Origin of the sequence: Flavobacterium sp. 140616W15, assembly GCF_003668995.1 — a bacterium.
Classification (GTDB): Bacteria; Bacteroidota; Bacteroidia; order Flavobacteriales; family Flavobacteriaceae; genus Flavobacterium.
The window spans coordinates 2,836,966-2,852,703 of the sequence record NZ_CP033068.1 but is presented as its reverse complement, the minus strand read 5'-3'; the positions used below and the strand labels follow the sequence as shown (position 1 = coordinate 2,852,703).

14 protein-coding genes are annotated in these 15,738 nt (G+C 32.1%); 6 read left to right on the top strand and 8 right to left on the bottom strand.

The features are described from left to right. Positions 1 to 7: 7 nt before the first annotated feature. The 3 genes from EAG11_RS12180 to EAG11_RS12170 all read right to left on the bottom strand — a co-directional run bounded on the left by EAG11_RS12180 (position 8) and on the right by EAG11_RS12170 (position 2,631). The gene (locus tag EAG11_RS12180) at positions 8 to 424 is read right to left on the bottom strand and encodes a DUF6691 family protein (protein ID WP_129539418.1); all 417 of its coding nucleotides are present in this window, start codon (positions 422 to 424) and stop codon (positions 8 to 10) included. 10 nt (positions 425 to 434) lie between these two features. Next, the gene (locus EAG11_RS12175; protein WP_129539417.1) at positions 435 to 1,004 is read right to left on the bottom strand and encodes a YeeE/YedE family protein; all 570 of its coding nucleotides are present in this window, start codon (positions 1,002 to 1,004) and stop codon (positions 435 to 437) included. Positions 1,005 to 1,215: 211 nt separating this feature from the next. Then, positions 1,216 to 2,631: a rhodanese-like domain-containing protein gene (locus EAG11_RS12170; protein WP_129539416.1), complete on the bottom strand. Its 1,416-nt coding sequence runs from the start codon at positions 2,629 to 2,631 to the stop codon at positions 1,216 to 1,218. 318 nt (positions 2,632 to 2,949) lie between these two features. Here EAG11_RS12170 and EAG11_RS12165 point away from each other — a divergent pair, with 318 nt between their 5' ends. The 3 genes from EAG11_RS12165 to EAG11_RS12155 are packed head-to-tail and all read left to right on the top strand — an operon-like array spanning position 2,950 to position 6,398. Then, positions 2,950 to 4,281 (top strand): cytochrome ubiquinol oxidase subunit I, encoded by a 1,332-nt coding sequence (locus EAG11_RS12165; RefSeq protein ID WP_129541094.1) that lies wholly within the window; start codon positions 2,950 to 2,952, stop codon positions 4,279 to 4,281. A gap of 2 nt (positions 4,282 to 4,283) precedes the next feature. Continuing rightward, positions 4,284 to 5,360 (top strand): cytochrome d ubiquinol oxidase subunit II, encoded by a 1,077-nt coding sequence (gene cydB / locus EAG11_RS12160; RefSeq protein ID WP_129539415.1) that lies wholly within the window; start codon positions 4,284 to 4,286, stop codon positions 5,358 to 5,360. Positions 5,361 to 5,408: 48 nt separating this feature from the next. Beyond that, complete coding sequence (locus EAG11_RS12155) at positions 5,409 to 6,398, top strand: DUF6438 domain-containing protein (RefSeq protein WP_129539414.1); 990 nt, start codon at positions 5,409 to 5,411, stop codon at positions 6,396 to 6,398. A gap of 255 nt (positions 6,399 to 6,653) precedes the next feature. Here EAG11_RS12155 and EAG11_RS12150 read toward each other — a convergent pair whose 3' ends face one another. The 4 genes from EAG11_RS12150 to EAG11_RS12135 all read right to left on the bottom strand — a co-directional run bounded on the left by EAG11_RS12150 (position 6,654) and on the right by EAG11_RS12135 (position 10,268). Next, positions 6,654 to 7,070 (bottom strand): helix-turn-helix domain-containing protein, encoded by a 417-nt coding sequence (locus EAG11_RS12150; protein ID WP_129539413.1) that lies wholly within the window; start codon positions 7,068 to 7,070, stop codon positions 6,654 to 6,656. Between the two features lie 279 nt (positions 7,071 to 7,349). Next, the gene (locus tag EAG11_RS12145) at positions 7,350 to 8,387 is read right to left on the bottom strand and encodes an SMI1/KNR4 family protein (RefSeq protein ID WP_129539412.1); all 1,038 of its coding nucleotides are present in this window, start codon (positions 8,385 to 8,387) and stop codon (positions 7,350 to 7,352) included. Positions 8,388 to 8,591: 204 nt separating this feature from the next. Continuing rightward, positions 8,592 to 9,377 carry a sulfite exporter TauE/SafE family protein gene (locus tag EAG11_RS12140; protein WP_129539411.1) on the bottom strand — a complete coding sequence of 262 codons (786 nt, stop codon included), beginning with the start codon at positions 9,375 to 9,377 and terminating at the stop codon, positions 8,592 to 8,594. 264 nt (positions 9,378 to 9,641) lie between these two features. Continuing rightward, entirely contained in the window at positions 9,642 to 10,268 is a 627-nt protein-coding gene (locus tag EAG11_RS12135) for a Crp/Fnr family transcriptional regulator (protein WP_129539410.1), read from the bottom strand. Positions 10,269 to 10,741: 473 nt separating this feature from the next. Between EAG11_RS12135 and EAG11_RS12130 the strand changes: the two genes are divergently transcribed. The 3 genes from EAG11_RS12130 (at position 10,742) to EAG11_RS12120 (ending at position 14,809) form a co-directional block, all read left to right on the top strand. Continuing rightward, positions 10,742 to 11,053, top strand: a complete 312-nt coding sequence (locus EAG11_RS12130) for a rhodanese-like domain-containing protein (protein WP_129539409.1) — start codon at positions 10,742 to 10,744, stop codon at positions 11,051 to 11,053. A 70-nt stretch (positions 11,054 to 11,123) separates the two neighbouring features. Then, entirely contained in the window at positions 11,124 to 12,704 is a 1,581-nt protein-coding gene (locus tag EAG11_RS12125; RefSeq protein WP_129539408.1) for an NADP-dependent glyceraldehyde-3-phosphate dehydrogenase, read from the top strand. Between the two features lie 221 nt (positions 12,705 to 12,925). After that, positions 12,926 to 14,809, top strand: a complete 1,884-nt coding sequence (locus tag EAG11_RS12120) for a M1 family metallopeptidase (RefSeq protein WP_129539407.1) — start codon at positions 12,926 to 12,928, stop codon at positions 14,807 to 14,809. 79 nt (positions 14,810 to 14,888) lie between these two features. On the opposite strand, the gene yaaA is transcribed toward EAG11_RS12120, so the two are convergent. Further along, entirely contained in the window at positions 14,889 to 15,647 is a 759-nt protein-coding gene (gene yaaA, locus EAG11_RS12115; RefSeq protein WP_129539406.1) for a peroxide stress protein YaaA, read from the bottom strand. Between the last annotated feature and the right edge of the window lie 91 nt (positions 15,648 to 15,738).

Below are 15,738 nucleotides of genomic sequence, written 5' to 3'. Positions count from 1 at the left end.
GTTACTTTTAATGAGGCAAGTTATCTTTAAAATAACCATAAACCCAAGTTCCGAATATCGCACTTACTAATGTTACTGCAACTACAGTAACTCCAGTTCCTATTTGTGCAAATAGGGGACCAGGGCAAGCTCCTGTAATAGCCCAACCAAATCCAAATAATAATCCACCATAGATCTGACCTTTACTAAATGTTTTAGGTTCAATTTTGATTTCTTCTCCTTGAATAGTTTTTACTTTGAATTTTTTTATCAAAAAAACGGATAGCATTCCTACTGCTACTGCGCTTCCGATTACGCCATACATAAAGAAAGATTGTAAACGGAACATTTCCTGAATACGATACCAGCTAATGATTTCGGCTTTTACGAATACTATGCCGAATACAATTCCGACAAGCATATATTTTAAGTTTGAAATTTTCATTTTTAAGAATTTAAAGTGAAAGTATGTAAGGAAGAATCAGGTTTGCCATAACAAATCCGCCAATCATGAAGCAAATTGTCGCTACTAATGATGGCCATTGTAAATTAGAAATTCCCATGATTGAATGTCCGCTTGTACATCCGCCAGCATAACGCGTTCCGAAACCTACAAGAAAACCACCAACTACAATCATTATAAATCCACGTAATGTTAATAAACTTTCCCATGAAAAAAGCTGTGCAGGCATTAATCCTGAATTATCGGTAATACCATAAGTAGCTAATTCTGTAGTAAGTTTTGAGTTTATTTCGATTGCATTAGGATTTGATAAGAAAGCAGTCGCAATGACTCCGCCTAAGAATATTCCGAATACAAAAAATAAATTCCAACTTTCTTTTTTCCAATCGTATTTAAAGAATGAAATGTTTGCAGGAATACACATGGCACATATATGGCGTAAAGACGAACTAATACCAAATGCTTTGTTGCCAAAAATTAGTAAAATAGGAACTGTCAATCCTATTAACGGACCTGAAACGTACCAAGGCCATGGTTCTTTTATGATTTCGATTAAATTCATTTTTTGTTTTTTTATTTAGGTTCAAAGTGGCAAAGGTTCAGAGGTTCAAAGGCTAAAACCTTTGTCGCTTTGTGTTTTTTTATTTAAAATTAAAATTTTTCTAACCATTAAGATATTAAGAGAATTAAGATACAGCAACTTAATAAAGAAAAATTAAGAATAACTTGCTTAATAAACTTAATTTCTTAATGGTGAAATTTATGTTTTCAAATTATTTTAAAATCTTACTTTGGCATACAAAATCAGATTTTGGAATTGTAGTTTTTGCGATAGCATTAAAACCACCTTCAATTTCAGTGAAGTTTCTAAATCCGCGTGCTTGTAATATCGATGCAGCAATCATACTTCTGTACCCACCAGCGCAATGCAAATAAAAATGTTCTTTTGGATCGATGTCTTTTACCCAGTCATTAATATAAGCCAATGGTTTGTTATAAGCATCGTCTATATGTTCGGCACTGTATTCTGTTTCTTTACGAATATCGATTACTTTATTTTCTTCAGGTTTGAATTCGTTTGCAAATTGATCAGGAGTAATTCTGTTTACAGTATCAATTTCGTAACCTGCATTTTTCCATGCATTAAATCCACCTTCAAGATGACCGATAATTGAATCGAAACCTACGCGGCTTAATCGAGTCACAGTTTCTTCTTCTAATCCTATTTCGGTTACTAGTATAATAGGTTGTTTTACATCAGCAATTAAAGTACCTACCCAAGGGGCAAAATCTCCATTAATACCAATATTCACTGATTGTGGGATAAATCCTTTGCTAAAATCGCTGTTGTTTCTGGTGTCCAAAATTAAAGCGCCTGTTTCTTCAACTACAGCTTCAAATTCATCTACTTTAATAGCTTTCATTCCATTGTGCAAAACAGATTCAAAACTTTCGTAGCCACTTTTGTTCATAGCCACATTCATGCTAAAATAAGCAGGAGGAGGCAATAATCCATCAGTTACTTCAGTAATAAATTCTGCTTCAGTCATATTAGCACGTAAAGCATAATTGGTTGCTTTTTGGTTTCCAATAGTCGATACTGTTTCTTTGCTCATATTTTTACCACAAGCACTTCCTGCACCATGAGCCGGATATACAATAACATCATCTGCCAAAGTCATTATTTTTGTTCGTAACGAATTAAATAATATGGCAGCTAATTGATCTTGTGTCATTCCAGCAGCTTTTTGAGCTAAATCAGGGCGACCAACATCTCCTATAAATAAAGTATCTCCAGAAAAAAGAGCATAATCTTTTCCGCTTTCATCGATTAACAAATAGGAAGTACTCTCCATAGTATGCCCTGGAGTATGTAATGCTTTTATAGTTATGTTTCCCAGTTTAAATTCTTGACCGTCAGTTGCAGAAACACAATCATATCCACATTCAGCATTTGGGCCATATATAATTGGTGCACCAGTTTCTTTGCTTAAATCAACATGTCCAGAAACAAAATCGGCATGGAAATGAGTTTCAAAAATGTATTTTAGTTTTACCTGATCACGATTTAAACGATCTAAGTAGGGCTGTATTTCTCTGAGCGGATCTATAATAGCAGCTTCTCCATTACAGGTAATGTAGTATGCTCCTTGTGCTAAACATCCAGTATAAATTTGTTCAATTTTCATTGTAGTGTAATCTTAAATAATGTTTAGCAAAGGTAACTTTGTTTTTTTGGAAAATAAGTGACTAATGTTACAGATTTTTTTTTGAGCTAAAAAAAAGAAAAATTCAACACATAAGCGATGTAAGTTCATTTATGTTTCATGTTGATTAGTTGAGCTTATGTTTACTTACATCGTTTTAAGATAATTAGCTGTTTAGTTATTTTTGAAGTAGCTAAAAATTTTAACAATGGCAAGGTGATAAAGTTTTTTTTATGACATTAAATGTTAGTTTTAATAGGTAAATTTGCGAGACCTCATAATAAAATAATATACGCTAGTATGGAAGAAATGCTTTTTTATGACCGAATGCAGTTTGCATTTACAATAACTTTTCACTACCTCTTTCCGCAACTTACAATGGGACTTTCATTAATCATTGTATATTTTAAATGGAAATACCTTCGAACAAAAAACGAACAATACAATCACGCAACTCATTTTTGGATGAGAATCTTTGCATTGAATTTTGCAATGGGTGTGGTTACGGGAATACCAATGGAATTTCAGTTCGGAACCAATTGGGCTAAGTTTTCGGAATTAACAGGCGGAATTATTGGACAGACTCTTGCCATGGAAGGGATGTTTTCCTTTTTCTTAGAATCATCATTTCTTGGGATATTTTTATTTGGAGAAAAACTTCTCGGACATAAATGGCATTTTGTCACGGGATTACTTATATGTATTGGTTCGTGGGCAAGTGGCTATTTAATTATTGCGACACATTCCTGGATGCAAAATCCAGTAGGATATGAAATTCTTGAAAACGGAAGGTTTGTATTAACCAATTTTAAAGCCTTATTCCTTAATCCTTGGTTGTGGCCTTCTTATTTGCATAATCAAGCTGCGTCTATGGTAACGAGTTCATTTGTTGTTTCTGGAATTGGAGCTTTTTATGTTTTAAGTAAAAAGAATCTTGATTATGGGAAGCTATTCTTAAAGACGGGTGTTGTTTTCGGATTGATCTCTTGTGTAATTGTAGCTGTTCCAACGGGTGATTTATTAGCGAAAAATGTTGTAAAATACCAGCCTGTAACTTTTGCTGCTATGGAAGGAATTTTTCATACTGAGAAAAAAGGATCTGAAATTGTTCTTATAGGGCAACCTGATGTGAAAGATAAAAAATTAGATAATAAAATAGCTGTACCTAATATTTTGAGTTTCTTAACCTACGGAAGTTGGCATGAAGAAATTAAAGGATTAGATCAGTTTGATGAAAGTGTTCACCCAACTAATATCTCTGGATTGTATTATGCCTATCATATTATGGTAGGATTGGGAACAATATTTATTGGATTGATGGCTTTTGCTGTTTTTCAGCTTTGCAGGAAAAAATTATTCGAAACCAAATGGATTTTATGGTCGCTGCTTTTTATGCTTCCATTTCCATATATCGCTAATACAGCTGGATGGTACACTGCCGAATTGGGGCGTCAGCCTTGGTTGGTTTATAATTTATTGCGTACTGCCGAAGGTGGCTCTCCAACAGTTTCCTCAGGGAATACATTGTTTACATTGTTAGGATTTATAGGATTATATCTTTTATTGGGCATGTTGTTTTTGCTTTTGGTTGGAAAAATCATCAATAAAGGACCTCACACAGAAAAAATATAATTATGGAATTTTTTTGGTACGTAGTTTTAATGGGAATTCTAGCCGTGTACATTGTATTAGATGGTTATGATTTTGGAGCAGGAATTATTCATTTATTTTTTGCTAAAACAGAAAAAGATAAAAAAGCAATAACCAATGCAATTGGCCCTTTTTGGGATGCTAACGAAGTATGGATTATTGCTGCAGGAGGAGTTTTGTTTTTTGCTTTTCCGATATTATATGCTTCTTCATTCAGTGGATTTTATTTGCCATTGATTATGATTTTATGGTTGCTTATTTTTAGAGCAATTGGACTCGAAATGCGAGGACAAATTCATCACCCCATGTGGGAAGTAGTTTGGGATAAAGCATTCGGAATTGCGAGCTTATTACTAGCTTTATTCTTTGGAATCGCTTTAGGTAACATTGTTCGCGGTGTAAATCTAGGTATGGTTGTAAATGGAGTTTCTACTCAGGAAGCTCATTTCTTCTTTTTGCCGTTGTGGAATCCTACCTTTAGTCCGCAAGCCAATGAATTAGGAATTATTGATTGGTTTACTCTATTTCTTGGAATTGTGAGTGTAGTTGCGCTTACAATTCATGGAGCCAATTGGATTATCTTTAAAACCAATTCTTCATTAAATGAAAAACTTAAAAATGTAGTTTTTAAACTTAATATCGTATTGCTGATTTTGGTTTTTATATCCTTGCAAATCTGGCATTTTATTGAGCCAAAACCATTTCATAATTTTATTGAAACGCCGATTTTATGGGTATTTCCTTTGATTACTTTTATTGGAATTATTGGATTGTTTAAAGTACGCACCTATAAAAAAGATGGTTCTGGATTTGTATTCTCAACACTGTTTCTTGTAGGAGGATTTGCTTCAACTGCTGTTTCAATTTTCCCGAATGTATTGCCATCAACAAATAATGTCAATCCTTCTTTAACGATTTACAATGCAGCAGCTCATGAATATGGTTTATCTGTAGGGATGAGTTGGTTTTTTATCGCTTTGGCATTGGTAATTGTATATTTCGTAATTCAATATAAAGTGTTCAGTGGTAAAATGGACGATATTGGGTATGGGGAGCATTAAGGGTTTTTAGCCACGAATTAACGAATTCTTATTTGAAAACTTAAATAAATGAAAAAAGCACTTTTCATAATAATATACTTTTTTGTCGTTAATTGTTATTCTCAAAATAAAGGACTGGAATTGCCCCAAAGTGATTTCTTAAGAACAAAATTAGAAATTGAAAAATCTGTTCATGCAAATAGTGAAAGATTTAAAAAGTTTGAGCTAAAAAAAATACATGATTTTACTCCTGAAAATTCTGCAGAAGATTCAATCTGCAGAAGAATTGGAGATTCTTTAAAAATCAATAAAGACTATTATAAAGTAGATTTTGATAATAATGGTTTAATAGATATTCTAATGATAGGAGACGATTATAATTGTGAAGAATCTAGAGCTATATCTTGTAATTTCAGTTCTTTAGTTATGATGAGTTTTCCCAAAGATTCAGTGAGAATTTATAATGTTAATATAAGTTCAGGATGTCTTATTCCTAAAATTATTGAGAAAAATAATCAAATTTTATTAGAAGTTTATAACAGGAAAAAGGGGATTTTGAGTGTGAAAGGAGATAATGTTGAACAACATACATTAATTTACAAATATGATGGTTTTATTGATTATAATGAAATGCCAGTAAAACATTCTATAGAGAAGATTGAATTTTCTACTTCAGGCTGTTATGGAACTTGTCCAGTTTTTGCATTAGAGATTGATAGTCAAAGGAATTCGACTTTTTTTGCTGAACGCTTTAACTTTGGAACTGATGAAGAGAATATGGAAAAAATGTTATCTTACAATAGAGAAGGTACTTTCAGAGGTATAATAAAGGAAGAAAATTATAATCAAATTTTAGAATTATTAGAATACATGAACTTTATGAGTTTGAATGATGAATATTATGAAGCTCAGGATGATAATCAAAGTTCAATACTGAAGATTACATACGATAGTGGTAAAGTGAAAACTATTAATGATTATGGTTTAATAGGAACCTATAGTTTGAAAAAGTTGTATCAAATGTTATTTGAATTAAGAGTAAATCAGAAATGGAAATAAACTTATTAATAAAGTCTTGAAAATCCGCACTATTTTTGTGTTGAAAGTTGATTTTTTAAAGTTTTATAAGGTCAAAAAAATATTATCTCAATGGTTGTGTTAGGGATAGTTGCGTTATCCTTTTTATTTTTTTTTCTAATAAAAAGATATGGCATCTCTATAGCTATCGGGAAACCCGACCGAAGGGAACGTCCAGAATATAAAAATCCGTTTACTCTAAGGAATAAACGGATTTTTATTTTATCTATTTTGAGATTATTTCTCTTTTAGTAATTTTTCTAAATATTCAATTTTATCTTTTTCAGCTTGTAACAAACGTTCGTAAAGTTTTTTGTTTTCATCGTAAGATTCAACCAGTTTATCCAAAGGATTGAATGTGCATTGAGTAGGGTTAAATATTCCATTTCCGCCACTACTATTGTCATAAAAATTATTGAAATAATTAATGACATTTTCTTCCGAAAAGTTTTTGATAGCTTCTACACTTACACCAAGAGCTTTTGCAACTTCTCTAAGTTTTTCTTCGTCTATGGTTTCGCTATTCTCTATAGCCGATATAGCCTGCTGATTTGTTCCTAAAGCTTGTGCTAAAGCTTCTTGTTTCATGTCTTTTAGTTCACGAATACGGCTAATTTTTCGCCCTATATGATTTGGTTTTGTTGCTATGCTCATAATTCAAAGGTATTTAAAAATTCTTTCACAAAATAGTTTTTGGTAAAAAACAGGTTGTTTTTGATAAGATACTACTTGATTTTTTAGTTTTCATCTTTGTCAGAATTCTTTTTACCAAGACTGTAAGGAACTTTGGTTTTACGCAAAATAATCCCAAACTTATCATTTCGACGAAGGAGAAATCCCCACGAGTGGCTTGACAATTTTAAGAAAAAAACTGTGAGTTTTATCAAAGCTCCACACCCTTGATTCTTTTTACTTTGACAAAGATTGAAGACATTATTCTACGATGTCTTTTAAAAAATCAACAAATGAATCGGTGTATTTTTCGAATTCCCATTCTCCATTTCCATGCATACTTGTGTAAATTGGCGCATCGTTGTTTGTGATAGCTGCGATGTCAATGCAATATGGGTCAGCGCCAGCATCGGCAATTACAATATAATTGGGTGGCCAATCACTAAGAATTTCAGATGTCATTGAGTTAAATGAATAGCCATTTTGAGATTTGATTAAATCATCTGCGCCATATAAATTCAATCCTTGAAAGAATTTTTCATCGTCAATAAACACGTTGATTGGAGAATAGTTTTTAAGAAATAACAGATAATTTTCGGGTAGTTTCCATTTTTGTTCTATGGCAGCAATTCTGCTTTCGTCAGCAATAGCAAGCCAATCTGAAGGATTTGATAAATCTTGTTGCTTACTTCTTTCTATTTCTAATTTGGCATCTAGTTTAGAAACTGCTTTTTCTAACTCTGTTTTCGGATTTTTTAACGTCGGATGAATCTTCGGTTTGCTATAACCAGCCCCTTGTTTGTATTCTCTATTTTGCCAATCTAATAATTCATTGATTCTAAAATCTTCAATTTTCCAATAACCAGGGTCTTTTGGTAGATCACGGTCAAATGGCTGGTTACTATGAATTGCAATACTTTTGATGGCTTTTGCGCGAACTTCAGTTGGTAAGCTTTCGTTTTGAGCTAATTCAATGAGCGGTTCATATGCTTTTGCTCCTTTTGTTTTTATAAGTCCATCGATTCCCCAATAAGTGAGTTCGGGTTTTGTAATTGTAAATTCAAAGAAGTCAATATAATTTGTTTCGTCTTTTTTTATAAGGTCAATAATATCAGTCAGTAAGAAATTCCTCCAATGTAGCATTTTGCCATTTTTAGAATATTGGATGAAAATTTCGATAACTTTCTCTCTATCTGTAGAAGAGAAGCTTTTTATTAGTTTGTCTTTTATTTTAGAGAATTTACTTCCATCATCTTCTGTAAATAAACTTTCTTCGAATTGTGTGATTGTTTTAGCCATAAGGTTGATTCGTAATATCAGTATCAAGTTAAATGTACTGAAAAAAGTTTCCTTAACCTTACTTTTATTCAACGATTTTTTTAATACGCATTTCTAAATATAGGCCTAAAAAAGGGCGTTTTTCATCTTTGTCAAAGTTTAAAACTTTGACAAAGACTACTCAACAAGTAAAACTAAAAAAAACTATCGACTTGGAGCTAATTCTTAAAAGAAGACTTCTTTAGTAATAATATAAAATCCCATTACAAGTACAAACCAACCAAAGATTGGTTTCAATTTAGCACCATCAATTCTTTTGGAAAGTTGTGTTCCTATGAGCATCCCTAAAAGTGCAATACCAGAAATTTCTAATAGGAAGGTATAATCTACGGGAGTTCCGATATATAAATCTCCTCCAAAACCAATAGAAGAATTTATGAAAATAATAAGAAGTGAAGTTCCTACGGCTTGCTTCATCGGTAGATTAGCAAAGAATATTAAGGCAGGAATGATTAAAAAGCCTCCACCAGCACCCAGAAAACCAGTTACAATTCCAACTATAAATCCGATTATACTTAGTTGGGTATAATTTGTTGTAGTCGTTTTTAATTCGGGTTTGTTTTTTCGGATCATCGAGATGGCTGCTGTTATCATTAATATGGAAAAAATCAACATGATTAAAAAATCCTTAGAAACAGTATAGGAAGCAATAGAAAATAATGTTGCTGCGATATGAGGGAAGATTACTTCTCGTATAATCAATATGGAAATAACGGATGGGATAGCAAAATAAAGTGCCGATTTTAGTTTGAGATTTCCCATTTTATAATGGCTGTAACTCCCAAATAAAGCTGTTAAACCAACAATAAATAAAGAATAGGTAGTTGCTTGCCCTGGATTTATCTTGAACAAATAAACTAAAATTGGAATAGTAAGTATAGATCCTCCACCGCCAATTAAGCCTAATGATATTCCTATGATAATTGAAGCAAAATAACCTAAATATTCCATTGATGTTTGTTTTGATACAAAGGTTGTTTCTTAAAATGTAAGGCACAGTAACATTTATCACATAAGAAGTTTTATTATTTAGCCACAGATTTCACAGATTAAAAGGATTTTTGTTGTTTGATTTTGCAAGAGATGGAGCAAAGACGTAAAACTTCTTTTTATTTGAATCTACTCTAGCTTTCAATTGCGTTAATTTAGATTTAGCGAGCCCATTTTTGCTAAAAAAATAATCATTAAAAATCTTTTAATCTGTGGCAAATAAACTTATTTCAAAAGTTCAATTTGGTTTCGGTTCAGTTTTACCAAACCGCGTTGTTCCATTTTTTTTAATAAGCGTGAGATTACTTCTCTTGATGTATTTAGTTCAGTAGCAATTTCCTGATGAGATGCTTTTAATTCGTTACAGCCACAAGAATCTTTATGGCGCTTGAGATAAAATTCTAAGCGTTCATCCATAGATCGAAAAGCGATACTATCTACAACTTCTAGAACTTCTTCAAATCGGTTTCTGTATGTTTCTATTACAAACTCGTACCAGCTTCTGTGTTCCATCATCCATTTATCCATTAAGTTTAGTGGAATCATGACTACTGAAACATCTTCGACTACTTTAGCCATAATTTGACTTTTTTCGCTTTTGGTAGCACAAATCATAGATATAGCACAAGCTTGACCTGGTTGTAAGTAGTACATAAAAAACTCACCGCCATCTTCGCCTTCACGATATATTTTGATTTTGCCTTTAGTTATTAAAACGGTATTTTTTATGTATTGTCCAGTTCGCATTAAAATTGTTCCAGCTTCTGAATCCTGCATAGTAGCATTGCTTTCGATAGCAGAAATTAATTCATTAGAGAAATTTGGAAAAATATTTTTTAAAGGGTTTTGCATGAGTTGATTTTTTAAACACTAAGAAGAGTTTTTACCATTAAGATATTAAGAAAAATTAAGACTACTGCTTAATAAAGCTTAACCTCTTAATAGTGAAATTTTAAAAACTCTATATATTGAGATTTTATTTTTTTTGCCACAAATTTCACTAATTAATTTGTTTTGATTTATGAAACTTGATTTGTATTTTTTTATGAAATTGACTTTTAAAACTATAATTTATTACAAATATAGCCGATTATTATGGTATTAATTAGATGAAGATTATGTTTAACAGCCAATTTTTGCAAATAATAATATCCTATTTTCTATGGGTTTTGTAGACTATATTTTTGAAAATAATTTGTAGAAGCTAGAATTCATTGATTATTATATGTTTGCTAAAACGTTTTCTATGAATTATAATATAATTTGCAAATACAGGGTTTATTGTTTGCTAAAAACGTTGTAATTTTACCTAAAAATACGATATCATGAATTTATCACAAGAAGATTGGGTAGCTCAATTTGAAGCTGACGAAAATGCAGTTATACTTGATGTAAGAACTGAAGACGAATATAATGATGGCTATATAGAGAATGCTCTTAATATTGATATCAATAAAGGACAGGCTTTTATATATGAGCTAGAAGAATTAGATAAAAATAAAAACTATTATGTGTATTGCCGTTCTGGAGCCAGAAGTGCTAAAGCATGTCAAATAATGAATGAAATGGGGTTTGATAACGCCTACAATTTATTAGGAGGGATACTGGCCTGGGAAGGAGATACTGTAACACCATAAACAAAAAAGAGGCGCGTGCCTCTTTTTTGTTTTATAAAAACTAATAACCAAAAACTAAAATAACCAAATAATGAATTTTATACCAGAGGAATACCAAATAAATACTCCATTGGTACAGGATACCTATCTTGTAAATGGAGAATTAAAAAAATGGAAAGGGCAAACCACACCTGTATTTTCTACAATTTCTTCTACAGAAAAATATACACCAACCTTATTGGGATCTATTCCTTTTATGGGAGAACACGAAGCTATGGAAGTTGTTGAGTCAGCAACTGAAGCTTACAACAAAGGACAAGGTTTATGGCCTACAATGAAAGTTGTGGATCGAATAAAATGCATGGAGAATTTTGTTTCTCAAATGAAAACTACCCGTGCCGAAGTTGTGAAACTATTGATGTGGGAAATCGGAAAATCATTAGGAGATTCTGAGAAAGAATTTGATAGAACGGTAGAGTATATTTACGATACTATCGAAAGTTATAAAGAGTTAAATACACGTGGAGCAAGTTTCTCTAAAGTACAAGGTATAAATGCCATGGTGCGAAGAGGACCATTAGGAGTTGTATTGTGTCTTGGACCTTATAATTACCCATTAAATGAAACATTCTCATTACTTATTCCGGCATTGATTATGGGGAATCCTGTAATCTTTAAACCAGCAAAGCATGGTGTTTTATTGTTGTCACCTTTATTAGAAGCTTTTAGAAGCAGTTTCCCAAAAGGAGTAATCAATATTGTATATGGTAGGGGCAGAGAGGTGGCATCACCAATTATGAAATCTGGTAAAGTTGATATTCTGGCTTTAATCGGAAATAGTAAATCGGCTATTGCATTGCAGGATCAACATCCGAATAAAAACAGACTACGTTTAGTATTAGGACTAGAAGCCAAAAATCCTGCGATAATTTTACCTGATGCCGATTTAGATTTGGCAATTCAGGAATGTATAACAGGAACATTGTCGTTTAACGGACAACGTTGTACAGCCTTGAAGATTTTATATGTACACGAATCTATAGCTGAAGAATTTAATAAACGCTTTGCAGCAAAAGTAGATGCTTTGGTTTTTGGGAATCCGTGGGATAAATCGGTTTCACTGACGCCACTTCCAGAGCCAGAAAAACCACATTATATACAGGAATTAATTCATGACGCAACACATAAGGGAGCAAAAATAATTAATGAAAAAGGAGGATTGCATACAGAGAATTATATATTCCCTGCTGTTTTATTTCCTATAAATAAAAAAATGCGTGTATATCACGAAGAACAATTTGGACCAGTTGTACCAATCTTAACTTTTAAGGATATTCAAGAACCTTTAAACGATATGGCTGAGTCTAATTATGGACAACAAGTAAGTTTGTTTGGTAAAGACATCAAAACGATTGCACCACTTATTGATACATTGGTAAATTTAGTATGCAGAGTAAACCTGAATAGTTCTTGCCAAAGAGGACCAGATGTTTTTCCGTTTACAGGTCGTAAAGATTCGGCTGTAGGAACCTTAAGTATTCACGATGCACTGCGTTCGTTCTCTATTAGAACCTTCGTAGCATCAAAAGATAATGATTACAATAATGCCATTTTGCAAGAATTATTAAATAGTAAAGAATCGAATTTTATAAATACCGATTATATCTTGTAGTAGCTATTTTTTAATGTTTAAAAGCCGTCTTGACCCTTTTGGGAATAAGGCGGTTTTTTTTGTTTAATTTAGTAAGTGATTCTGTTTGTGTGATCAAGTTGTTCATTTGGATAGAAATATAAAATAAGAGGATAAATTTGATGAATAGTTGTAACAATGTAATCACATTCAGAACTAATATTAAGAATGCGATTTATAATTATTAAAACCAATTACCAATTATGAAAAGAAAAATATCTCAATTGTTATTATTTGCATCTCTATGCATAGCGCAATATAGTTTTGCTCAAGAATTATATATGCCAAGAAATATAAAAGAAGCCTATGCAAAGGGAACCCGGTCTATGGATGGGAAACCTGGGAAAAACTATTGGCAGAATCATGGTAAATACACGATAGATTTGACTGTTAATCCAGATACTAAAATTGTAAGCGGAACAGAAACTATTATTTATGAAAACAATAGTAACGATACGTTAAGATATTTACCAATTCGATTTGTAAATAATCTTCATAAGCCCTCTTCACCAAGAGGAGGAAATGTTAGTGATGATTTTTTGAGCGATGGATTAACGATTACATCTTTAAAAATTGAAGGAGAAAGTTATAAAGAAGATGGTAGAAGTTGGGAAACAATAGGGCGTGTAAAAATGAATAAAGCAATGCTTCCACATTCTAAAATCACAATTAACATTGATTGGTATTATCCATTATCTAAAGAAAGTGGAAGAGAAGGACAAATAGATAACACAACATTCTTTGTAGCTTATAGTTATCCACGTGTTACAGTTTTAGATGATTATAACGGATGGGATATGTTGCCACATACAGACCGCCAAGAGTTTTATAATGATTTCAATGATTATGTATATTCTGTAAAGGCACCTAAAAATTATGTGGTTTATGGAACAGGAGATTTATTGAACCCAGATGAGGTTTTACAACCAGAATTTTCAGCACGATTAAAGCAATCATATATTACTGATGCTATTTTGCATATAGCAAATGAGCAAGAAATGACAAGTGGTATCGTTACTAAGCAGAACGATTGGAATATTTGGAAATTTGAAGCTAAAAACATTTCAGATGTTTGTTTTGGATTAAGTGATCATTATTTATGGGATGCAAGTAGTGTTGTTGTAGATAATAAAACAAATCGCCGTGCAAGTGTTCAGGCCGCTTATGATATAAAAGGAACTGATTTTGTTGTTTCTGTAAAAAATAACAGATATGCATTAGATTGGTTTTCTAATAATTGGCCAGGAATCCCTTATCCATTTTCTAAAATGACTGCTTTTCAGGGTTTTGCCGATATGGAATACCCAATGATGTGCAACGATTCTCAAATGGGAGATCCCGTTTTTGCACAATTGGTTCAGGATCATGAAGTAGCACATTCTTATTTCCCTTTTTATATGGGAACAAACGAAACACGTTATGCATTTATGGATGAAGGCTGGGCTACTACATTCGAATATTTAATTGGTATATCGCAACGAGGCAAAGAAGCTGCAGATGAGTTTTATAAAAAATTCAGAGTAAATAAATACATCAATGATCCATCTACAGAACAAGATCAGCCAATAATATCAATGTCAACACAAGTTTCAGGTGCTGGATATAGCAATAATTCCTATAGTAAATCATCATTGTCTTATTTGGCTTTAAAAGATTTACTTGGTGACGATCTTTTCAAAAAATCATTGCATGCTTATATGGATAATTGGAACGGTAAACATCCAATTCCGTGGGATTATTTTAATTCATTTAATAGTGCGTCTGGGAAAAACCTGAACTGGTTTTTTAATAATTGGTTTTTTACGAATAACTATATTGATATTGTTTTAGATAAAGTAGATACTAAAGCCAAGAAAACTATTGTAACGATTAATAATAAAGGCGGATTTGCAATTCCTTTTGATGTAAATGTTGTTTATACAGACAATACAAAAGAGTCATTTCACCAAACACCTGCAATATGGGAAACTAACCAAAAAAATGCTAAAGTTACTTTTAATGCCGCTAAAAAAATCAAATCGATTACTGTCGATGGAGGGATATTTGTAGATGCAACACCAAGTAATAATACATGGATAGCTAAATAATAATTTTAGATTTATATAAATAAAAACCGTCTGATTCTATAAAGAAAGAGACGGTTTTTGTTTTATAATAGGCTTTATTTTATCGTGTAAAAACCAAATGATTGCCTTTTGAAAGATTTGCATCAAAATGATATCCTTCATAGTTAAAACCTTTTAAATCATCAATAGTTTCGGCATCAGTATCTATAATGTAGCGCACCATCATTCCTCTTGCTTTCTTGGCGAAGAAACTAATTATTTTAAGCTTTCCATCTTTATAATCTTTAAAGTCGGGAGTGATTACAGGAACTTTTAATGCCTTAACATCTACAGCCGAGAAATACTCATTACTCGCAAGATTTACAAACAACTCATCTTTTTTGAGTTCTTTGTTTAATGTTTTTGTAACAGTTTCTTTCCAATATTCATATAGGTTTTTTGCTTCACCAATGGGTAATTTAGTTCCCATTTCTAGTCGGTAAGCCTGAATTAAATCCAATGGTTTTAAAATGCCATATAAGCCAGATAATATGCGTAGTTTATCTTGTAGAACATCTAGTTTTTCTACAGGAATTGTATAAGCATCTAAGCCAGTATATACATCACCATCAAAAGTAAATATTGCCGGACGGGCATTTTCGGGAGTAAAAGGAGTTTTCCATTCCTGATTACGTTCCCAGTTTAGTTGAGCCAATTTATCTGAAATATGCATTAATTCAGATAATTCGGAAGGATTTTTTTGTTTTAAAACTTTATGAACTTGTCTGGCTTCTTTTAGTAAGCTAGCTTCAGTATATTGAGAAGTTGGTAATTCTTTTTCGAAATTTAAAGACTTTGCAGGCGATATAACAATTTTCATTTTCTACTTTTTTGTACAGTCTCAAAAGTACAAATAGAAATCAAAAAAATAACGGATATAGATTGATTTGTTTGATACTAATATAGATCTA

What these genes read in the sequence shown, in the direction of transcription:
- EAG11_RS12130 (WP_129539409.1), top strand. Translation starts at nt 10,742, where the DNA reads ATGAATTTATCACAAGAAGATTGGGTAGCTCAATTTGAAGCTGACGAA.
- cydB (WP_129539415.1), top strand. Translation starts at nt 4,284, where the DNA reads ATGGAATTTTTTTGGTACGTAGTTTTAATGGGAATTCTAGCCGTGTAC.
- EAG11_RS12155 (WP_129539414.1), top strand. Translation starts at nt 5,409, where the DNA reads ATGAAAAAAGCACTTTTCATAATAATATACTTTTTTGTCGTTAATTGT.
- yaaA (WP_129539406.1), bottom strand. Translation starts at nt 15,647, where the DNA reads ATGAAAATTGTTATATCGCCTGCAAAGTCTTTAAATTTCGAAAAAGAA.
- EAG11_RS12145 (WP_129539412.1), bottom strand. Translation starts at nt 8,387, where the DNA reads ATGGCTAAAACAATCACACAATTCGAAGAAAGTTTATTTACAGAAGAT.
- EAG11_RS12165 (WP_129541094.1), top strand. Translation starts at nt 2,950, where the DNA reads ATGGAAGAAATGCTTTTTTATGACCGAATGCAGTTTGCATTTACAATA.
- EAG11_RS12175 (WP_129539417.1), bottom strand. Translation starts at nt 1,004, where the DNA reads ATGAATTTAATCGAAATCATAAAAGAACCATGGCCTTGGTACGTTTCA.
- EAG11_RS12120 (WP_129539407.1), top strand. Translation starts at nt 12,926, where the DNA reads ATGAAAAGAAAAATATCTCAATTGTTATTATTTGCATCTCTATGCATA.
- EAG11_RS12170 (WP_129539416.1), bottom strand. Translation starts at nt 2,631, where the DNA reads ATGAAAATTGAACAAATTTATACTGGATGTTTAGCACAAGGAGCATAC.
- EAG11_RS12150 (WP_129539413.1), bottom strand. Translation starts at nt 7,070, where the DNA reads ATGAGCATAGCAACAAAACCAAATCATATAGGGCGAAAAATTAGCCGT.
- EAG11_RS12135 (WP_129539410.1), bottom strand. Translation starts at nt 10,268, where the DNA reads ATGCAAAACCCTTTAAAAAATATTTTTCCAAATTTCTCTAATGAATTA.
- EAG11_RS12180 (WP_129539418.1), bottom strand. Translation starts at nt 424, where the DNA reads ATGAAAATTTCAAACTTAAAATATATGCTTGTCGGAATTGTATTCGGC.
- EAG11_RS12125 (WP_129539408.1), top strand. Translation starts at nt 11,124, where the DNA reads ATGAATTTTATACCAGAGGAATACCAAATAAATACTCCATTGGTACAG.
- EAG11_RS12140 (WP_129539411.1), bottom strand. Translation starts at nt 9,377, where the DNA reads ATGGAATATTTAGGTTATTTTGCTTCAATTATCATAGGAATATCATTA.